This window comes from Streptomyces glaucosporus, assembly GCF_039533345.1.
Lineage (GTDB): Bacteria > Actinomycetota > Actinomycetes > Streptomycetales > Streptomycetaceae > Streptomyces > Streptomyces glaucosporus.
In genome coordinates, this window is record NZ_BAAATJ010000029.1 from 33810 (window position 1) to 53191 (window position 19382).

The window sequence follows — 19382 nt, forward strand, 5'->3', positions numbered from 1 at the left end:
AGGAGACACCCCATGGCGTACGAGGTCGACAAGACCGAGGAGCAGTGGAAGCGGGAGCTCGACCCGTTCGAGTACCACGTACTGCGCGAGGCGGGCACCGAACCCCCCTTCACGGGCGAGTACACCGACACCAGGACCACCGGCGTCTACCAGTGCCGGGCCTGCGGGGCGGAGCTGTTCCGCTCGGACACCAAGTTCGAGTCCCACTGCGGCTGGCCCAGCTTCTACGACCCGGCCGACTCCTCGGCCGTCGAACTGCGGGAGGACCGCTCCCACGGCATGGTCCGCACCGAGGTCCGCTGCGCGCGCTGCGGCTCCCACCTGGGCCACGTCTTCCGCGGCGAGGGCTACCCGACCCCGACGGACGAGCGCTACTGCATCAACTCCGTCTCCCTGCGGCTGGTCCCCGAGGAGGGCTGAGCCCCGCCGGGGCCGTGTCCCCGCCGGACCCGGTCGCGCCCACCGGGAGGCGGGGCCGGGCGGCACACGCCGTGCGCCGTCCGGCCCCTTGAGCGGAACTCTTTGCATAGTCTTGCGCTTCGGTGCAACAATATGTCATGTTGTCGTTCTCGGGTGCTGTTCCCGAGCCGCTCACACATCACGGAACAGGGAACCCGCGCAACGCGGGTCTAGGGTGCGCGCATGTCGAAGGTCTTGAAGAAGCTGCCGGTCGGCGAACGGGTCGGTATCGCGTTCTCCGGAGGATTGGACACCGCGGTCGCGGTGGCGTGGATGCGTGAACGCGGCGCGATCCCCTACGCGTACACGGCCGACGTCGGCCAGTACGACGAGCCGGACCTGGCCGCCGTGCCGGAGCGCGGCCGCACCTACGGGGCCGAGCAGGCACGCCTCGTCGACTGCTGCGCCGCACTGGTCGAGGAGGGCCTGGCCGCGCTGGCGTGCGGCGCCTTCCACATCCGGTCGGCCGGGCAGACGTACTTCAACACCACCCCGCTCGGCCGTGCCGTGGTGGGCACCCTCCTGGTGCGGGCGATGCAGGAGGACGGCGTCTCCGTCTGGGGCGACGGGTCCACCTACAAGGGCAACGACATCGAGCGGTTCTACCGCTACGGCCTGCTCGCCAACCCCAACCTGCGGATCTACAAGCCCTGGCTCGACCAGGCGTTCGTGGCGGAGCTCGGCGGCCGGCACGAGATGTCCGCGTGGCTCGCCGAACGCGGCCTGCCCTACCGCGCCTCCGCGGAGAAGGCGTACTCCACCGACGCCAACATCTGGGGCGCCACGCACGAGGCCAAGCGCCTGGAGTACCTCGACGCCTCCCTGGAGATCGTGGAGCCGATCATGGGCGTCCGCTTCTGGGACCCCGAGGTCGACGTCCCGGCCGAGGACGTCACCGTGGAGTTCGAGCACGGCCGGCCCGTGCGGATCAACGGGCGCGAGTTCGCCGACGCGGTGGAACTGGTGCGGGAGGCCAACGCCATCGGCGGCCGCCACGGACTGGGGATGTCGGACCAGATCGAGAACCGCATCATCGAGGCCAAGAGCCGCGGCGTGTACGAGGCCCCCGGCATGGCGCTGCTGCACGTCTGCTACGAGCGGCTGCTCAACGCCATCCACAACGAGGACACCATCGCGATGTACCACGTCGAGGGGCGCCGGCTCGGGCGGCTGCTCTACGAGGGCCGGTGGTTCGACCCGCAGGCGCTCATGCTCCGCGACGGCCTCCAGCGCTGGGTCGGCCACCCGGTCACCGGCAGCGTCACCGTGCGGCTCCGCCGCGGCCAGGACTACTCCGTGCTCGACACCCGGGGACCGAACCTCAGCTACCACCCCGAGAAGCTGTCCATGGAGCGCAGCCACGACCCGGCGTTCGTCCCGGACGACCGCATCGGCCAGCTGACCATGCGCAACCTGGACATCGCCGACTCGCGGAACAAGCTGGAGCAGTACGCCGCCCACGGCCGGCTCGGCGAGTGGGGCGGGATCATCGGCGAACTGGCCCCGGGCGGCGCGGAGGCCATCGCCGCGGGCGACGCCGACGCGGAGGCCGTGACGGTGGAGTCCGAGGCGCTCGACCACGCGGCGATCGAGTCCGGGACGGACTGAACCGGCCCCGCCCGGTCCGGTACGCCCCCGTACAACCCTTACGGCTCCGGGACCGCCGCGCACACCGCGCGGCGGTCCCGGAGCCGCGTGAGGGGCGCCGCACCCGGCCCGCCCGGCCCCGGCGGCGCCGCGCCGCCCGTGCTCAGCGCAGCACCGCCGCCGCGTGCGGGCCCAGCCGCAGCAGCCCGTCGCCCTCCGGCGGCTCGCACACCCCCCACGAGGCCAGCTCGGCGGCCGTGTGCACCGACAGCGGGATCTCCGCGGTGCCCTCGGCGGCCAGGTGCACCGCGACGTGGAGCCCGCCGTGGCGCAGGTACAGCCAGCGCCGCTCCTCGTCGAAGTCCACGTGCACGTCCGACAGCCTCACCAGGGGCGACACATGGGCGCGGCGCAGCGCGATCAGCGCCCGGCACCAGGCCAGCAGGGCGGCGTGCGGCTCGCGGCGCGGCTCCTCCCAGTCCAGGCAGGAACGCAGCCGGGTCGCAGGATCCTGCGGGTCGGGGACGTCCTCGGCCGCCCAGCCGTGCGCGGCGAACTCCCGCCGCCGCCCCTGCCGCACGGCCTCCGCCAGCTCGGGGTCCGGGTGGTCCGTGAAGTACTGCCAGGGGGTGCGCGCCCCCCACTCCTCGCCCATGAACAGCATCGGCGTGTACGGGCCGCACAGCACCAGCGCCGCCGCGCAGGCCGCCAGGCCGGGGGAGAGGTGGGAGGCCAGCCGGTCGCCCCGGGCCCGGTTGCCGATCTGGTCGTGGGTCTGGGCGTAGGCGAGGAAGCGGCGCGCCTCGGTGGCCCCGCGGTCCACCGGGCGGCCGTGGCGGCGGCCCCGGAAGGAGGAGTAGGCGCCGTCGTGGAAGAACGCGCCGGTCAGCGTCTTGGCCAGAGCCGCCAGCGGGGCGCGGGCGAAGTCGGCGTAGTAGCCCTGCGCCTCGCCGGTCAGCGCGGTGTGGAGGGCGTGGTGGACGTCGTCGTCCCACTGGGCGTCCATCCCCAGGCCGTTGGCGTGGAGCGGCGCGGTGGTGCGCGGGTCGTTCCGGTCCGACTCGGCGACCAGGAACAGCGGACGGCCCAGCTCGGCGGCGAGCGCGTCCACGGCCGCCGACAGCTCGGCCAGGAAGTGCTCGGCCCGCTCGTCCACCAGCGCGTGCACCGCGTCCAGGCGCAGCCCGTCCAGCCGGTAGTCGCGCAGGAAGGCCAGCGCGCTGCCGATGAAGTACGCCCGCACCTCGTCCGAGCCGGGCGCGTCGAGGTTGACGGCCGCCCCCCACGGGGTGTGGTGGCGGTCGGTGAAGTACGGGCCGAACTCCGGCAGGAAGTTGCCGGACGGCCCCAGGTGGTTGTGAACCACGTCCAGGACCACGCCCAGCCCGTGGGCGTGCGCGGTGTCGACGAAGCGCTTGAGGCCGTCCGGCCCGCCGTACGGCTCGTGCACCGCCCAGGGCGCCACCCCGTCGTAGCCCCAGCCGTGGACGCCCGGGAACGGGGCGACCGGCATCAGCTCCACATGGGTGACCCCCAGGTCGGCCAGGTGGCCCAGCCGCCCGGCCGCCGCCTCGAAGGTGCCCGCCTCGGTGAAGGTGCCGACGTGCAGCTCGTACAGCACCGCGCCCGCCAGGTCCCGCCCGGCCCACTCGTGCCGCCAGGAGTACGCGTCCTGGTCGACCACCGCGGCGAGGCCCCCGGGGCCGTCCGGCAGCCGCCGGGCGCGGGGATCGGGGCGCACGGGCCCGCCGTCGAGGGAGAAGCCGTAGCGGGTCCCGTGCCCGGCGGACGCCTCGGCCCGCCACCACCCCTCGCGTCCCGGGTCGCGCTCCATGGGGAGCTCCTCGCCCTCCACGTGCAGCGCGACCCGGCGCGCGGTGGGTGCCCACACCTCGAACAGCACTGGCGTCTCCTTCGGCCGACGGCGCGTCAGTCACCCAGCATGCCCGCTCCGGGCCGGTTCACCGCGGCATCACACGGCGCCGCGCGGTGCCGGGCGCCGTGAGCCGGTGAGCCGGACGACGCGGAGGGCCCGTCGCCGCAGCGGTGCGCGGCCGGCCGGTACGGGCGCCGGAAGCGCCGGCTCAGTGCGCCGGCCCCGGCAGGTCCGTCGTGCAGGTCGAGGGAGGCGCCCCATGACCGCCGGCTCTCACCCCAGGCAGACGCGGTGCTGAACCACCGGGTACCCGGCGCGGGCGAAGTGCGCGGCCATCGGGGTGTTGGCCACGTCGGTGGCCGCCGCGATCCTCTCCGCGCCCTCGGCGACGAGCTGGTGGGTGCACTCCACCAGCAGGTCGTAGGCGTAGCCGTGGCCGCGCTGCCCGGGCACCACGCCGATGAAGCCGACGCAGGGGCCGGACGGGTTGCGCGCCGGGATCTGGAGGCCCACCAGCTCGCCTCCGGGCGTGTACGCCAGCCGCCACCAGGCGCGCGGCGACGGGCACCAGCGGAAGAACTCCAGCTCCTCCCGCGCCGCCTGCTCGACGCCGCCGACGGCGATCGCGCGGCGGGCGTGCGCGTCCAGGGTGACGGAGTGGATCCGGCGCAGCACCTCCAGGAGGAACCCGTCGCCCTCCTCGCCGTCCGGCACGGAACGGAACTCCAGCCGCCCCGGCCGCTCCGGCAGCCCGCACTCCGGAGTCCACAGATAGCGGTAGCGCTCCACCAGGAACGCGAGACCGGCCGCCCGGGCCGCCTCGATCCGGGCCTCGGCCGCGGCGCGCACCGCGTCCAGCCCGCGCCAGTCCGGCGGCAGCATCAGCTCGTACTCGGCGCGGAAGGGGACGCGGCGCAGCAGCTCCACCGCGGCGTCCCGGTCGGTGAAGTCGAACCAGTCGAGCACGACCGGCTCGGTGTCGTCGGGCCCGCCCCAGAAGGCGGCCCGCGCGACGACCTCACCGTCGCGGAGGGCCACCCACGTCCACTCGGGGCGGTACTCGCCGCCCTCGGCGACGGTGGCGTACGACCGGCCCAGCAGGGAGCGGCCGACCAGGGCGGAGGTGGGGTCGGGGAGGGAGGTGAACAGCGCGCGGGCCTCGCCCTCGGCGAGCGCGCGGACGACCGTGGAGGCCGGAGAAGCCATGGGGAATCCTTCGGAGGACGCGGACGTCGCCGCGCTCCCGATCAGCGAAGGGACGCCCGGCGGACGGGGCGGGAGCGCGTGACGGCAGGTGTGCGGACGACGTGCACGGCTCTCACCTCCCTTTCCGGTCCAGGGGCGTGACAGGAAACCTAGCCGGACACGGCGGCGGGCGTCCACCTCTTTCCCTGCCCTCCCTTCCCGGGGCTTCCCGGGTCTTCCCGGGGCTTCTTCCGGGGCTGCCGCGGTCTTCCGGGGGCCCGGAGCGCCGCCGCGCCGCGGTTCCGTCCCCGCCCTCCGGGCGGGAGGGCGCAGGCTGGACAGCCCCGCTCCGCGTCCGGAGAATGAACCGTCATGGCATCTCTTGAGTTCAGGGCGGGCCCGCCGCGCCCGTCGGACGAGGACCGGGAGCGTGCCATGGAGCTGCTGCGCGACGGCGCGGCCCACGGCCGGGTGTCGCACCACACCTTCGAGCGCCGGATGGAACTGATCCTGACGGCCCGCCGCTCCGACGAACTCGAGGCCGCCGTCCACGACTTGCGGCCGCAGCCGCGGGAACCCCTGGTCATCCGGGCGGTCGGCACGGTCTCCGCGCTCCCCGGGCGGCTGCGGAGGGCCTGGCAGACGGCGCGGCTGCCGGAGCTGCTGCTGCCCCCGCCCGGCCCGTACCCGATGAGCATCGGCCGTGCGCCCGGCTCGATGCTGCGCCTCAACGACGAGACGGTGTCCCGGACGCACGCCCAGCTGCACAGTTCGGCGCGGGGCTGGGTGCTGCGCGATCTGGGGTCGTCCAACGGCACCTGGGTCAACGGCCGCCGGGTGACCGGATCGGTGAGCGTGCGTCCGGGGGACCACGTGCGGTTCGGGCGGGTCAGCTTCCGGCTGACCGGCCGCTGACCCGCCCTCACCCGGACGCCCGGCGGAACGGCCCCGGCGGAGAGGCCCCGGTCCGTCAGTCGCGGACCAGCAGGGCCACCGGGGAGCCGGCCAGCAGCTCCGCCAGTGCGCAGCGCCCCTCCGCCTTCCGCCCGCCCAGCGGATCGCGCCACCGCCCCGGCGGCAGCTCCAGCGAGGTGTCCCGCCAGCCGCCGGCCTCCGCCAGCCGCAGCGAGAGCCGGGTGACCACCACGGCGACCGAACCGGAGCGGGTGAACGCCACGCAGTGCCCGGCCGCCGGCCCCTCGGCGCGCAGCGGCTCGTACGAGGCCGACGCGCCGAACCACTCGGGGTGCTCGCGCCGCAGCCGCAGGGCCGTCACGGTCAGCCGCCGCTTCTCGCGCGACAGCGCCTCCGCGGGCCGGCCGGACGCCTCCCCGTCCCCCCCGAGGGCGTCCTCCGCCCCGGCGGGGCGGACGCCGGGGAACTCGGGCACCCGCCGGTTGTCGGGGTCCACCAGGGCGGCGTAGAGGCCCTCGGTGCCCATGTAGAGGTCCGGCACGCCCGGCATGGTCAGGTGCAGCAGGGCCGCGCCGAGCACATTGGCCCGCACCGGCTCCCTCAGCTCCTCCGCGAAGGCGGTGACCGACTCCAGCGGGGGCCCGCCCGGACCGGCCGTGACGAAACGCTCGACGGCCGCCTCGTACTCCCGGTCCTGCTCGGTCCAGCTCGTGCGCAGCCCCGCCTCCCGGACGGCCTTCAGCAGCGCGGGCACCAGCCGCTCCGGGGCGCGCAGGCCCAGCCCGTACGCCGTCTGCCACGCCGTCCACGCCACATGGGGGTCGGGCGCCTCCGCCCCGCCGAGGCGGCGGGTCTCCTCCGTCACGCGTTCCAGCAGGTCCGCCCACCGCCGCGGGCACTCGCTCAGCACCGCGATCGCCGCCCGCACGTCCGCGCTCCGCTTGGTGTCGTGCGTGGACAGCACCGTGCCGGTCGCCGGCCAGTCGCGCTGGATCCGCGCGCAGTACGCGTGGAACTCCTCCGGCGCCACCTGCGGCCGCCCGGGACTCCCGCCGACCTCGGTCGCCGACAGCAGCGGCGTGTAGCGGTAGAAGGCCCGGTCCTCCTCCGACTTGGCCCGCAGTGCCGCGCTGACCTGGGCGAACCGCGTGCAGAAGTCCCGTTGCGCCGGGCCGTCGCCCAACTGCCCCAGCGCCAGGTCCCGCACCACGTCCACCGAGGCGGCCTCCTCGGGCACGGCGAACGCCTCCCGCGCGCCCTCGGCCGCCTCCTCCAGCATCGCCCGGTCCTCCGCGCCCACCGGCCCGCCCGCGGCGACGTACGGCCGGTACACCGGGACGCGCGCCAGCACCTCCCGGATCGCGGTGCGCAGCGCCCAGGGCGCGTGGTCGCGCAGCGCCGACTCCGGCGCGGCCTCGCACACCGCCGCGGCCGTACGGGTGAGCCGTTCCACCTCGGCGGCCAGGTCGTGGGTGACGACCTCCCGCGCGGCCCGCCGCGCGGTCGCCCCCCACTCGCCGCCGAGGTCGGCCGCGGCGCCGGTGAACTCCCGGTGGAGGGCGGTCAGTTCCGCCAGGCCCTCCGGGTCGGTGAAGAGCCCGTCGATCCGGTGCAGCGCGTCGTAGCCGGTGGTCCCGGCGACGGGCCAGGACACCGGCAGCCGCTCGTCGCGGGCGAGGATCTTCTCCACCACCGTCCAGGCCCCGCCGGTCTCCTCGTGGAGCCGCATCAGGTAGCCCCCGGGATCGGCCAGCCCGTCCGGGTGGTCGACCCGCAGCCCGTCCACGACGCCCTCGCGCACCAGCCGCAGCACGCACGCGTGGGTCGCGGCGAACACCTCCGGGTCCTCCACGCGGACGCCGATCAGGTCGGAGATGGTGAAGAACCGCCGGTAGTTCAGCTCGGTGCGGGCCAGCCGCCACCAGGCGAGCCGGTAGTGCTGGGCGTCCAGCAGCTCGGGCAGCGGCAGGTGCTCGGTGCCCTCGCGCAGCGGGAAGCGGTGGTCGTGGTACGCCAGGACGCCGTTCCGCACCGACATCGCCGCCATCTCGTCGCCCAGCCGCCCGCCGAGCACCGGCAGCAGCACACGGCCGCCGCCGGCCTCCCAGTCGATGTCGAACCAGCGGGCGAAAGGGGACGCGGGGCCCTCGCGCAGCACCTCCCACAGCGGCTCGTTGAGCCGTTCGGGGGCGGGGACGCCCATGTGGTTGGGGACGATGTCCAGCACGACGCCCAGGCCGTGCTCCCGGGCGGTGCGCGCCAGCGCCCGCAGGCCCTCCTCGCCGCCCAGCTCCTCGCGCACCCGGGCGTGCCCGGTCACGTCGTAGCCGTGGGCGGAGCCGGGCACCGCCTCCAGCACCGGGGACAGGTGCAGGTGCGACACCCCGAGCGAGGCGATGTGGGGCACCGCCGCCGCGGCGGCGGCGAACGGGAACTCCGGCTGGAGCTGGAGCCGGTAGGTGGCGGTCGGAACGGGCCGGGGGGACCGCCCGGCCGGCGGGGACGGTGGGGAGGCCATGTACGGCATGTTCCCGGCCCGCGGCGCGCGAACCTACCGGGGGCCGCGCGGGTGACCGCCCGCCCGCCGGACGGACGGCGGGCGGGTGGGCGGGAGAAGAGCGGACGGCGGGGGCCGGAGGGCGTCCAGGCGTGCGCCAAAGGAGGGCCGGGCCGGGCGCCGGAGGACGGTCAGGCCGGGCGCTGGAGGACGGTCAGGCTGCGGTCGACCAGCGTGATCCGGGCCCCCGCCTTCACCATCGGGCCGGTGCCCGGCGGCACCCCGTCCTCCCGCGCGGTGTCCACGACCACCTGCCACTGGCTGCCGTGGCCGACCGGCACCGTGAACGCGCGGGGGGTGTCCTGCGCGTTGAACATCAGCAGGAAGGAGTCGTCGGTGATCCGCTCGCCGCGCTCGCCGGGCTCGGAGATCGCGTTGCCGTTGAGGAACACCGTCAGCGCCCTGGCCTGGGCCTCCTGCCAGTCCCGCTGGGTCATCTCCTGGCCCTCGGGCGTGAACCAGGCGATGTCCGACAGCTCGTCGTGGGTGCCCTCCACCGGCCGCCCGTGGAAGAAGCGCCGCCGCCGGAACGCCGGGTGGTCGCGCCGCAGCCCCACCATGGCCTGCACGAACTCGAACAGGGGATGCTTCTCGCCCGGCTCGGGCCAGTGCACCCACGACAGTTCGCTGTCCTGGCAGTAGGCGTTGTTGTTGCCCTTCTGGGTGCGGGCGAACTCGTCGCCGTGGCTGAGCATCGGCACGCCCTGGGAGAGCAGCAGCGTGGCGATGAAGTTGCGCATCTGCCGGCCGCGCAGGGCGAGCACGTCCTCGTCGTCGGTGCCGCCCTCCACCCCGCAGTTCCAGGAGCGGTTGTGGCTCTCGCCGTCCCGGTTGTCCTCGCCGTTGGCCTCGTTGTGCTTCTCGTTGTACGACACCAGGTCGTGGAGGGTGAAGCCGTCGTGACAGGTGACGAAGTTGATCGAGGCGAGCGGACGCCGCCCGTCGTCCTGGTACAGGTCGGAGGAGCCCGTCAGCCGGGAGGCGAACTCCGCCAGGGTGCGCGGCTCGCCCCGCCACAGGTCCCGCACGGTGTCCCGGTAGCGGCCGTTCCACTCGGTCCACAGCGGGGGGAAGTTCCCCACCTGGTAGCCGCCCTCGCCGACGTCCCACGGCTCGGCGATCAGCTTCACCTGGCTGACCACCGGGTCCTGCTGCACCAGGTCGAAGAACGACGACAGCCGGTCCACCTCGTGGAACTGCCGCGCCAGGGTGGCCGCCAGGTCGAAGCGGAAGCCGTCCACGTGCATCTCGGTGACCCAGTAGCGCAGCGAGTCCATGATGAGCTGGAGGACGTGCGGGGAGCGCATCAGCAGCGAGTTGCCGGTGCCGGTGGTGTCCATGTAGTAGCGGGGGTCGTCCGCCAGCCGGTAGTAGGAGGCGTTGTCCAGACCCCGGAAGGACAGCGTGGGCCCCAGATGGTTGCCCTCGGCGGTGTGGTTGTAGACCACGTCGAGGATCACCTCGATCCCGGCCTGGTGGAGCGCCTTGACCGCCTGCTTGAACTCCAGCACCTGCTGGCCCCGGTCGCCCCAGGAGGCGTACGCGTTGTGCGGGGCGAAGAACCCGATGGTGTTGTAGCCCCAGTAATTTGCCAGCCCGGCGTCGGCCAGCCGGTGGTCGGTGACGAACTGGTGCACCGGCATCAGTTCCAGCGCGGTGACGCCGAGCCTGGTGAGGTGCTCGATGATCGCCGGGTGGCCGAGCGCCGCGTAGGTGCCGCGCAGGTCCTCTGGCAGCTCCGGGTGGAGCATGGTCAGGCCCTTCACATGGGCCTCGTAGATCACCGTCTTGTGGTAGTCGGTGCGCGGCGGCCGGTCGTCGCCCCAGTCGAAGTACGGGTTCACCACGACGGACGCCATCGTGTGGGGGGCCGAGTCCAGGTCGTTGCGCCGTTCGGGGGCGCCGAAGTGGTAGCCGTAGACCGCCTCGTCCCAGTCGATCGTCCCGCTCATCGCCCTGGCGTAGGGGTCCAGCAGCAGCTTGGCGCTGTTGCAGCGGTGGCCCTTCTCCGGCTCGTACGGCCCGTGCACGCGGAAGCCGTACCGCTGGCCGGGCATCACGCCCGGCAGGTAGGCGTGCCGCACGAACGCGTCGGACTCCCGCAGCTCGACGGCGGTCTCCGACCCGTCGTCGTGCAGCAGACACAGCTCGACGCGCTCCGCCGCCTCGGAGAACACGGCGAAGTTCGTCCCCGCGCCGTCGTACGTGGCCCCCAGGGGATAGGCCCGTCCCGGCCAGACCTGCATGTCGACTCTTCCTGTCGCGTCCTGTCGCGGTCTCTTGCACCCGTCCGTCGCTGCATCCTCGCGCAGTACCGGCGTGCCCGGCGCGCGCAACATTTATCTTCCCCCGGTCGAGCGTACGAACAAAGGAACTCGGTGGGGGGATACTGCTGCGGTCCCTCCGGGGGGCGCAGTAGGCTCCTTGATCGAACAGCGGGTCCGGAAGGCGGTGCACAGGTTGAGCTCGGGAGGGCTTGAGCTCCCCCCAGGTGACGGGGGCGAGGGCGGTGCCGCCGATCCGCCCGGGGTGCCGCCCGGCACGGTGTCCCTGGCGCGTCCCATGGAGATCGGCGCCGACCTCCGCTGGGACGCCGCGGACTGGGCCGAGGTGCGCCGGCGCGCACAGCGCGCGGGGCGGGCGTACATCTGGCTCAACCTCGTGGAGCAGCGGCTGCGCGCGGTGGTCGCGGCGGTGCTGCGGCCGGTCTACGAGCCGGTGCACGGCGAGGAGTGGGTCGTGGCGGCGGCCGGCCCGGCCGGACAGGAGTGGGTCCAGCGGGCGGTGGCCGTCCGCGAGGTCAGCCGCCGCAAGGGCTACCTCCTCGACCCGGCCGACGACAACCTGCTGTCCTTCCTGACGCTGCCCCAGCTGCGCGAGCTGATGGTCCAGCACTGGCCCTGCTTCGAGCCGTACTTCGACACGCGGCGCGAACTGGAACTGGCCCTGGACGAGCTGGAGGTGGCCCGCAACGCGGTGGCGCGCAACCGCGCGCTGTCCCCGGCCGTCCTCGCCCAGGCCGAGCGGATCTCGGCCCGGCTGCTGGACCTGCTGGGCGCGGGCCGGGAGGTCCCCTCGGCCCACCGGCTGCCGGTGGACGCGGTGGAGGAGCTGGTCGGCGACCGCTTCGCCGACGTCGTCGGCGTCCACCCGGACCGGGTGCGCCTCCAGCGGCAGCTCCCCGCCGAGGACCTGTTCGGCGGAGCGCGCCGCCTGGACGCCATCGGCATAGGCCTCAACCTCCTGGTCCAGAACTACTCGGGGCGCCGCCTGGTGCGGCTGGCCGACTCCGGCTGCCGGGTGCGGCTGCTCTTCCTCAACCCGGCCAGCAGCACAGTGCGGCGTCGGGAGAGGGAACTGGGGCTGAAGAAGGGCGAGTTGAGCCGCTCGGTGGAGATGAACATCCTCCACATGCGCCGGGTCCGCTCCCGGGTGCGCGACGCCGGGGCGTTCGAGATCCACGTCTTCGACGAGACCCCCCGCTTCACCGCCTACCTCGTCGACGGCGACGGCCCGGACGGCATCGCGGTGGTCCAGTCGTACCTGCGCCGGGTCCGCGGCATGGAGACCCCGGTCTACGTGCTGCGCGGGGGCGGCCGGGACATCCTCCACGGCGGCGCCCACGGCGGCCCCGCGGGGGAGGGCGGCGAGCACGGGCTGTTCCACCTCTACCGCGAGGAGTTCGAGTCGATGTGGACGGACTCCCGCCCGGTCTCCTGACCGGCGGCCCCGGAAACGCGGTGCGGGCGGCGCACCGCCCGGCCTAGAGTCGGGTCATGACCACTCCCCGCCCCGCCCGCATCGCCATGTTCAGCATCGCCGCGGCCGGCCATGTGCACCCCTCGCTGGAGGTGATCCGCGAGCTCGTGCGGCGCGGACACCGGGTCGATTACGCCATCCCCGAAGCCTTCGCCGAGGTGGTGGCGGACACCGGCGCCGAGCCGAGGACCTACACCTCCACCCTGCCGACCGACGACGACCCGGACGCCTGGGGCACGGAGCTGATCGACAACATCGAGCCGTTCCTGGACGACGCGATCCAGGCGCTGCCCCAGCTCGCGAAGGCGTTCGAGGGGAACGAACCCGACCTCGTCCTGGCCGACATCGCCGCCTACCCCGCCCGCGTCCTGGCCCACCGCTGGGGCGTGCCCCACGTCCAGCTCTCCCCGGCCATGGTCGCCTGGCAGGGCTACGAGGAAGAAGTGGCCGGGCCGATGTTCGCCGAGCTGAAGCGCAGCCCGCGCGGGATCGCCTACTACGAGCGCTTCGAGCGCTGGCTGGCCGACCACGGCGTCCCCCTCGACCCCGACCGCTTCACCGGGCGGCCCGACCGCTGCCTGGTGCTGATCCCCCGCGCGCTCCAGCCCCACGCCGACCGGGTGGACGAGGACGTCTACACCTTCGTCGGCGCATGCCAGGGCGACCGCGCCCACCAGGGGGAATGGCACCGGCCCGCCGGGGCGGAGAAGGTGCTGCTGGTCTCCCTCGGATCGTCCTTCACCAAGGAGCCGGCCTTCTACCGGGAGTGCGTCGCGGCCTTCGGCGACCTGCCCGGCTGGCACGTCGTCCTCCAGATCGGCAAGCACGTCGACCCGGCCGAACTCGACCCCCGCGGACACGGCCTGCCGGCGAACATCGAGGTCCACTCCTGGGTGCCGCAGCTCGCGATCCTCAAGCAGGCCGACGCGTTCGTCACCCACGCCGGCGCCGGAGGCAGCCAGGAGGGACTGGCCTGCGGGGTGCCGATGGTGGCCGTGCCCCAGGCGGCGGACCAGTTCGGCAACGCCGAGACGCTCCAGAACCTGGGCGTGGCCCGCCACCTGCCCAAGGAGAAGGCCGACGCCGCCGCGCTGCGCGCCGCCGTCCTGGAACTGGTGGACGACCCCGCCGTCGCCGAGCGGCTGCGCGCGATCCGCGAGGAGATGGCGGCCGAGGGCGGCACCCGCCGCGCCGCCGACCTGATCGAGGCGGAACTGCCCTGAGCGCCCCGCACCCCCTGCCGCACCCCACCGCCGGATCGCCGGCGGGACGGGGCGGCAGGAGGAGCCGGGACGGTACGCGGCGCCGCCGCGCGGCGACGGGCCGCGACCGGCGCACGGCCACCGGGCCGCCGGAGACGGCTACGCGCTGACGGGGGCGCGCCCTGCCGCCGACCACTGGGCCAGCGCCTCGTCGTAGCGGCGCGCCAGCAGCCGGGCCAGCTCCGGGGCGTCGCCCAGCACCGGGGCCAGCAGGTCCGCGCCGGCCTCGCGGGCTCCCGCGGCGATGCGGTCGGGCAGGAAGCCGGGCGCGATGACGTACGGGGCGACGGCCACCCGCCGGACGCCCTCCGCGCGCAGCCCGCGGACGGCGTCCGCGGTGCGGGGAAGGGATGCGGAGGCGAACGCGGGTCGCACGGCGCACCAACCGGCGGTGCGCCGCCACTCCCGCGCGATATCTGCGATCACCGCGATCGCCTCCGGGTCACTGGAGCCCGCCGAGGCCAGTACGACCCCGGTCGAGCGTTCGTCGCCGGGCCGCAGCCCGGCCTCGTACAGCCGCCGCTCCAGGGCGGCGGTCAGCAGCCGGTCCGGGCCCAGCACCGCGGCCTGGTGGACCGACAGCCGCGGCAGCCGGGCGACGGTCTCGGCCAGCACCGCCGGGATGTCGGCCTTGGCGTGGAAGGCGCGGGTGAGCAGCAGCGGCAGGGCCACCACCCGGCGCACCCCCTCGGCGTGGAGCCGGGTGAGCGCCTGGGGGACGGACGGCGCGTTGAAGTCCAGGTGCCCGACCTCGACCCGCACCTCGGGACGGAGCGCCCGCAGCCGCCCGCACAGGGCCGCCACGGTCGCCGCGTGGCGCGGGTCGCGGCTGCCGTGGGCGACGACGAGCAGGGCGGGACGGCCGGAGCCGAGGGGGAGGGTCCGCACGGTTTCGTCCACTTCCGGGTTCACCTTCCGTCCGCGGCCAGTCCGCGGCTGCGCAGGACGCGGCGCTCCACCGGGGAGAACAGCAGCGATTCGACGGCCACGCCGACGGCCAGGATCAGCACCACCGAGGCCAGCACCAGGCTCATCGCGCCGCTCTGCCGGCCCGCGTCCAGCATCCGGCCGATGCCGGGCAGGGGAGTGGCCGTGATCAGCTCGGCCGTCATCAGGGCGCGCCAGCCGAACGTCCAGCCCTGCCGCAGCGCCGCCACGAAGCCGGGCAGGGCGGCGGGCACCAGGACGTGCAGGGCGCCGCGCAGCCCGCCCGCGCCCATCGACCGGCCCGCCCGCAGCAGCAGTGGCGGCACCTGGTCGACGGCGGCGGCGACCCCCATGGCGATCGAGGGGACGGCGCCGAGCAGCACCACGGTGTACACCGCGCTCTCGGAGTTGCCCAGCCCGATCACCGCGACCGGCACCAGCGCGGCGGCCGGCAGGGACTGCACGGCGGACAGGACCGGGCCCAGCACCGCGCGGAGCGGCGCCAGCCTGGTCAGCACCAGTCCCAGGGGGACGCCGATGGCGGCGGAGGCGGTGAAACCGGCCAGGCAGCGCAGCAGGCTGTGGCCGAGAGAGGGCAGGAGGGTGCCGTCCGACCAGGCGGCGGCCAGCTCGCCCCAGACGGCGGCGGGGGACGGCAGGGTCGCCGACCAGCCCAGCACGTACGCGATCTGCCACAGCGCCAGCACCAGGACGAGGGCCGCCAGCGGGGGCGCGAGCTTGGCCAGTACCCGGCGGGAGGCGGCCCCGGTGGAGGAGACCGGGGACTCCAGGGCGTCCAGGCCGGACGCCACCTCGTCGGAGCCGTCGGCCACGCCCCCCTCCCGCCGGGGCTCCGGCCCGGGGGCCCGGCGGGAGTCCTCGGTGTCAGTGGCGGGCATGGCGGACGATCTCCTCGTGCAGATGGCCGGTGATCTCCCGGGCGAGGGAGGTGACCTCGTGGTCCTCGATGCGGCGGGGGTGGGGGATGTCCACCCGCCACTCGCGCGCCACGCGCCCCGGCCGGGAGGACAGCAGGACGACCCGCTGGCCGAGCCGTACCGCCTCGCGCACGTTGTGCGTGACGAACAGGACGGTCAGCTTCCGCTCCCTCCAGACGCGGGCGAGCTCGTCGTGGAGCAGATCGCGGGTGATGGCGTCCAGCGCGGCGAAGGGCTCGTCCATCAGCAGCACCCGGCTGCCCTGCGCCAGCGAGCGCGCCAGCGCGACGCGCTGCCGCATCCCGCCGGAGAGCTGGTGGACGCGCTTGCCGTAGGCGTCCGGCAGGTGGACCAGCCGCAGCAGCTCCTCGGCGCGCCCGCGCCGCTCCGCGCGGGGCACCCCGGCGAGCTTGAGGGCCAGCTCGATGTTGCGGCCGGCGCTCAGCCACGGGAAGAGCGCGTGGTCCTGGAACATCAGCGCCGGGCGCCCGTGCGGCACCCGCACCTCGCCGGAGGTCGGCCGGTCGAGCCCGGCGACCAGGTTGAGCAGCGTGGACTTCCCGCAGCCGGACGCGCCCAGCAGGCAGACGAACTCCCCGGGGGCGACCGTCAGCCCGATGTCGTCCAGCACCTGCTGACGGGCGCCGGGCGAGCCGAAGGACTTCGAGACGTGCTCGAGCCGCACCGCGTACGGGTGGTCCTGCCCGTCACCGGCGCCGGTGACGGAGGACGCCGGGGCGGGGGTGGCGAGTTCGGTGGACACAGCGGAGTCCTCTCGTGGTTCGCCACCCGGTGGGGCGGCTACGGCTGGGGGGCGCCGGCGTGCGCGGCGGGGAGGTGCGGGACGTGCCGGGTGCTCCGGACGCGCGGCGGCGGGACGGGCGTCACCGGCGGCACCCCGCCGGCCCGCCGCCCGCCGCGGTCAGAAGTCCCATCCGTCGTCCTCCGCGGCGCCGGCGGCGTCCCTGGTGGCCCGGGCGGCCTCGGCGAACGCGTCGCCGGCCATGCCGGCGGTGAGGGTGGCGCCGTCGGCGGGGTCGATCAGCAGGAACGATCCGGTGCGGCGGGAGAGGGCGTAGGCGTCCAGCGGCAGCGGCTCGGCGGTGCGCAGCCGCACCCGTCCGATGTCGTTGGCGGCCAGCTCCCCGGGCTCGGGGTGGAGGGAGAGGTCGTCCAGGGCCAGCCGGGAGGGGATCTCCTTCACGATGGCCTTGACGGTGCGGGTGGTGTGCTTCAGCAGCACCCGCTGACCCACCCTCAGCGGACTGTCGTTGAGGTGGCAGACCGTGGCGGCGACGTCCTGGGTGGTGTCCGGGGCGACGTCGGCGGGGGCGATCAGGTCGCCGCGGGAGATGTCGAGGTCGTCGGCGAGCTGGACGGTGACCGACTGCGGCGCCCAGGCGGTCCGCACGGACTGGCCGAGCAGGTCGATGCCGGTGATGGTGGAGGTGCGGCCCGAGGGCAGCACGGTCACGCTCTGGCCGACGCTCAGCACGCCGGAGGCGATCTGCCCGGCGTAGCCCCGGTAGTCGGGGTGCTCGGGCGTCTGCGGGCGGATGACGTACTGGACGGGGAAGCGGGCCGGGCAGGCCGCCAGGTCGTGGCTGACCGGGACCGTCTCCAGGTGCTCCAGGACGGTCGGGCCGCTGTACCAGTCCATGCGGGCGCTGGGCTCCACCACGTTGTCGCCGGCCAGCGCCGAGATGGGGATGGCGGTGACCTCCGGCACCCCCAGCGAGGCGGCGTAGGAGGCGAACTCGCCGGCGATGGCGGAGAAGACGGACTCCTCGTAGCCCACCAGGTCCATCTTGTTGACCGCCAGCACCACGTGCGGCACCCGCAGCAGGGCGGCCACCGCGGCGTGGCGGCGGGTCTGCTCGACCACGCCGTTGCGGGCGTCCACCAGGATGATGGCCAGCTCGGCGGTGGAGGCGCCGGTGACCATGTTGCGGGTGTACTGCACGTGGCCGGGGGTGTCGGCCAGGATGAACCGTCTGCGGGGCGTGGCGAAGTAGCGGTACGCCACGTCGATGGTGATGCCCTGCTCGCGCTCGGCGCGCAGCCCGTCGGTGAGCAGCGCCAGGTCGGGGCCGTCGGCGCCGCGGCTGCGGGAGGCGTGCTCGACGGCCTCCAACTGGTCGGCCAGGACGGACTTGGAGTCGTGCAGCAGGCGTCCGACCAGGGTGGACTTGCCGTCGTCCACGCTTCCGGCGGTGGCGAACCGCAGCAGGGAGGTGTCCGCCAGCCGCTCGGCGGCCGCGCCGGCGGCGGCGGTGTCAGTGGTGCCGGTGGTCATCGGAATCAGAAGTACCCTTCGCGCTTGCGGTCCTCCATGGCGGCCTCCGACAGCTTGTCGTCGGCCCGGGTGGCGCCGCGCTCGGTCAGCCGGGAGGCGGCGATCTCGGCGATCACCTGCTCGATGGTGGTGGCGTCGGAGTCGACCGCGCCGGTGCAGGACATGTCGCCGACGGTGCGGTAGCGCACCATCCGCCGCTCCACCGTCTCGCCCTCCTTCGGGCCGCCCCACTCGCCGGGCGCCAGCCACATGCCGTTGCGGTGGAACACCTCCCGCTCGTGGGCGTAGTAGATGGAGGGGAGCTCGATCTTCTCGCGGGCGATGTACTGCCACACGTCCAGCTCGGTCCAGTTCGACAGCGGGAAGACGCGGACGTGCTCGCCGGGCGCGTGGCGGCCGTTGTAGAGCTGCCACAGCTCCGGGCGCTGGCGGCGCGGGTCCCAGCCGCCGAACTCGTCCCGCAGGGAGAACACCCGCTCCTTGGCGCGGGCCTTCTCCTCGTCCCGGCGTCCGCCGCCGAAGACCGCGTCGAACCGGTTGGACTCGATCGCGTGGAGCAGCGGCACCGTCTGCAGGGGGTTGCGGGTGCCGTCGGGGCGCTCGCGCAGCTCGCCGCGGTCGATGAACTCCTGCACGGACGCCACGTGCAGCCGCAGCCGGTGCTCGGCCACGACCCGGTCGCGGTAGGCGATGACCTCGGGGAAGTTGTGGCCGGTGTCCACGTGCAGCAGCGCGAAGGGCACCGGGGCGGGGGCGAACGCCTTCAGCGCCAGGTGCAGCATGACGATGGAGTCCTTGCCGCCGGAGAACAGGATCACCGGCCGCTCGAACTCGCCCGCCACCTCGCGGAAGATGTGCACCGCCTCGGACTCCAGCACGTCCAGGTGGGTCAGTGCGTACGGGCCGGCGGTGTCGGTGCTTCCGGCGACCTCGGCAACGGCCGTCATGCTATGCCCCTTTCGCGCCTGTGTGCGGTGGTCTGTGTGTCGCTTGTGCGTGCGCTCCCGCGGACCCCGCTCACGCCAGGCCCCTTGCGGAGAGCAGCGTGTGGAGACGGTCCGCGGACTCCCGGACCGTCTCGGTGTGGGCCTCGATCCGCAGGTCCGGGTCGGCCGGGGCCTCGTACGGGTCGTCCACGCCGGTCAGCCCGGAGATCTCCCCGGCGGCCTGCCGGGCGTACAGCCCCTTCACATCGCGCTCGGAGCACACCTCGACCGGCGTGGCCACGTGCACCTCCAGGTACGCCGTGCCCTCCGCCTGATGGCGCTTGCGGACCGCCTCGCGGCTGTCGGCGTACGGCGCGATCACCGGGACCAGGACCTTCACGCCGTTGGAGGCGAGCAGTTCGGCGACGAAGCCGATCCGCTGCACGTTGGTGTGGCGGTCCTCCCGGGAGAAGCCCAGGCCGGCGGAGAGGAACTCCCGGATCTCGTCGCCGTCCAGCACCTCCACGCGGTGCCCCTCGGCGCGCAGCCGGCCGGCCAGCTCGTGGGCGATCGTGGTCTTGCCCGCGCTGGGCAGGCCGGTGAGCCAGACCGTGGCTCCCGTGTCCGCGCCGGGGGCGGTGGCCCCGCTCATCTGCCGCTCCTCACCTGTCGGATGTCCGGTCTCGGGGTTCGTC

At 74.5% G+C, this 19382-nt stretch carries 15 protein-coding genes; 5 read left to right on the forward strand and 10 right to left on the reverse strand.

Annotation, left to right across the window (positions count from 1 at the left end; genetic code table 11):
• Positions 1–12: 12 nt before the first annotated feature.
• Positions 13–420: a peptide-methionine (R)-S-oxide reductase MsrB gene (msrB, locus tag ABD358_RS24075; RefSeq protein ID WP_344633222.1), complete on the forward strand. Its 408-nt coding sequence runs from the start codon at positions 13–15 to the stop codon at positions 418–420.
• A gap of 222 nt (positions 421–642) precedes the next feature.
• Entirely contained in the window at positions 643–2067 is a 1425-nt protein-coding gene (gene argG / locus ABD358_RS24080; protein WP_344633223.1) for an argininosuccinate synthase, read from the forward strand.
• A gap of 142 nt (positions 2068–2209) precedes the next feature.
• Here argG and treZ read toward each other — a convergent pair whose 3' ends face one another.
• Positions 2210–3949, reverse strand: coding sequence for a malto-oligosyltrehalose trehalohydrolase (gene treZ, locus ABD358_RS24085; RefSeq protein ID WP_344633224.1), 1740 nt, complete (start codon positions 3947–3949; stop codon positions 2210–2212).
• A gap of 246 nt (positions 3950–4195) precedes the next feature.
• On the reverse strand, positions 4196–5128 hold the full coding sequence (locus ABD358_RS24090) for a GNAT family N-acetyltransferase (RefSeq protein ID WP_344633225.1): 933 nt from the start codon (positions 5126–5128) through the stop codon (positions 4196–4198).
• A gap of 351 nt (positions 5129–5479) precedes the next feature.
• On the opposite strand from ABD358_RS24090, the gene ABD358_RS24095 reads away from it, so the two are divergent.
• Positions 5480–6022 carry an FHA domain-containing protein gene (locus ABD358_RS24095; protein WP_344633226.1) on the forward strand — a complete coding sequence of 181 codons (543 nt, stop codon included), beginning with the start codon at positions 5480–5482 and terminating at the stop codon, positions 6020–6022.
• 55 nt (positions 6023–6077) lie between these two features.
• Here ABD358_RS24095 and treY read toward each other — a convergent pair whose 3' ends face one another.
• Positions 6078–8540: a malto-oligosyltrehalose synthase gene (gene treY, locus ABD358_RS24100; protein WP_344633227.1), complete on the reverse strand. Its 2463-nt coding sequence runs from the start codon at positions 8538–8540 to the stop codon at positions 6078–6080.
• A gap of 170 nt (positions 8541–8710) precedes the next feature.
• Positions 8711–10825 carry a glycogen debranching protein GlgX gene (gene glgX / locus ABD358_RS24105; protein ID WP_344633228.1) on the reverse strand — a complete coding sequence of 705 codons (2115 nt, stop codon included), beginning with the start codon at positions 10823–10825 and terminating at the stop codon, positions 8711–8713.
• Positions 10826–11039: 214 nt separating this feature from the next.
• On the opposite strand from glgX, the gene ABD358_RS24110 reads away from it, so the two are divergent.
• Together ABD358_RS24110 and mgt are read left to right on the forward strand one after the other, a co-directional pair.
• The gene (locus ABD358_RS24110) at positions 11040–12299 is read left to right on the forward strand and encodes an SAV2148 family HEPN domain-containing protein (protein WP_344633229.1); all 1260 of its coding nucleotides are present in this window, start codon (positions 11040–11042) and stop codon (positions 12297–12299) included.
• 56 nt (positions 12300–12355) lie between these two features.
• A complete protein-coding gene (gene mgt / locus ABD358_RS24115) occupies positions 12356–13561 on the forward strand; it encodes a macrolide-inactivating glycosyltransferase (RefSeq protein WP_344633230.1) in 1206 nt (401 codons plus the stop codon).
• A 138-nt stretch (positions 13562–13699) separates the two neighbouring features.
• Here the strand turns inward: mgt and ABD358_RS24120 are convergent, their stop codons facing one another.
• The 6 genes from ABD358_RS24120 to cysC form a co-directional block, all read right to left on the reverse strand.
• A complete protein-coding gene (locus tag ABD358_RS24120) occupies positions 13700–14500 on the reverse strand; it encodes a sirohydrochlorin chelatase (RefSeq protein ID WP_344633231.1) in 801 nt (266 codons plus the stop codon).
• Positions 14501–14508: 8 nt separating this feature from the next.
• Positions 14509–15426, reverse strand: a complete 918-nt coding sequence (locus tag ABD358_RS24125) for an ABC transporter permease (protein WP_344633232.1) — start codon at positions 15424–15426, stop codon at positions 14509–14511.
• Positions 15413–16228 (reverse strand): ABC transporter ATP-binding protein, encoded by an 816-nt coding sequence (locus ABD358_RS24130; RefSeq protein ID WP_425576406.1) that lies wholly within the window; start codon positions 16226–16228, stop codon positions 15413–15415. The genes ABD358_RS24125 and ABD358_RS24130 overlap by 14 nt, the downstream gene beginning before the upstream one ends.
• 159 nt (positions 16229–16387) lie before the next feature.
• Positions 16388–17761, reverse strand: a complete 1374-nt coding sequence (locus ABD358_RS24135; RefSeq protein ID WP_344633233.1) for a sulfate adenylyltransferase subunit 1 — start codon at positions 17759–17761, stop codon at positions 16388–16390.
• 5 nt (positions 17762–17766) lie between these two features.
• Positions 17767–18708 carry a sulfate adenylyltransferase subunit CysD gene (gene cysD, locus ABD358_RS24140; RefSeq protein ID WP_344633234.1) on the reverse strand — a complete coding sequence of 314 codons (942 nt, stop codon included), beginning with the start codon at positions 18706–18708 and terminating at the stop codon, positions 17767–17769.
• A gap of 70 nt (positions 18709–18778) precedes the next feature.
• Positions 18779–19339, reverse strand: coding sequence for an adenylyl-sulfate kinase (gene cysC, locus ABD358_RS24145; protein ID WP_344633235.1), 561 nt, complete (start codon positions 19337–19339; stop codon positions 18779–18781).
• Positions 19340–19382 lie beyond the last annotated feature (43 nt).

Coding starts and splice junctions, on each gene's coding strand:
- ABD358_RS24125 (WP_344633232.1), bottom strand. CDS start 15,426: ATGCCCGCCACTGACACCGAGGACTCCCGCCGGGCCCCCGGGCCGGAG.
- ABD358_RS24095 (WP_344633226.1), top strand. CDS start 5,480: ATGGCATCTCTTGAGTTCAGGGCGGGCCCGCCGCGCCCGTCGGACGAG.
- cysD (WP_344633234.1), bottom strand. CDS start 18,708: ATGACGGCCGTTGCCGAGGTCGCCGGAAGCACCGACACCGCCGGCCCG.
- argG (WP_344633223.1), top strand. CDS start 643: ATGTCGAAGGTCTTGAAGAAGCTGCCGGTCGGCGAACGGGTCGGTATC.
- mgt (WP_344633230.1), top strand. CDS start 12,356: ATGACCACTCCCCGCCCCGCCCGCATCGCCATGTTCAGCATCGCCGCG.
- cysC (WP_344633235.1), bottom strand. CDS start 19,339: ATGAGCGGGGCCACCGCCCCCGGCGCGGACACGGGAGCCACGGTCTGG.
- ABD358_RS24135 (WP_344633233.1), bottom strand. CDS start 17,761: ATGACCACCGGCACCACTGACACCGCCGCCGCCGGCGCGGCCGCCGAG.
- ABD358_RS24090 (WP_344633225.1), bottom strand. CDS start 5,128: ATGGCTTCTCCGGCCTCCACGGTCGTCCGCGCGCTCGCCGAGGGCGAG.
- glgX (WP_344633228.1), bottom strand. CDS start 10,825: ATGCAGGTCTGGCCGGGACGGGCCTATCCCCTGGGGGCCACGTACGAC.
- treY (WP_344633227.1), bottom strand. CDS start 8,540: ATGGCCTCCCCACCGTCCCCGCCGGCCGGGCGGTCCCCCCGGCCCGTT.
- msrB (WP_344633222.1), top strand. CDS start 13: ATGGCGTACGAGGTCGACAAGACCGAGGAGCAGTGGAAGCGGGAGCTC.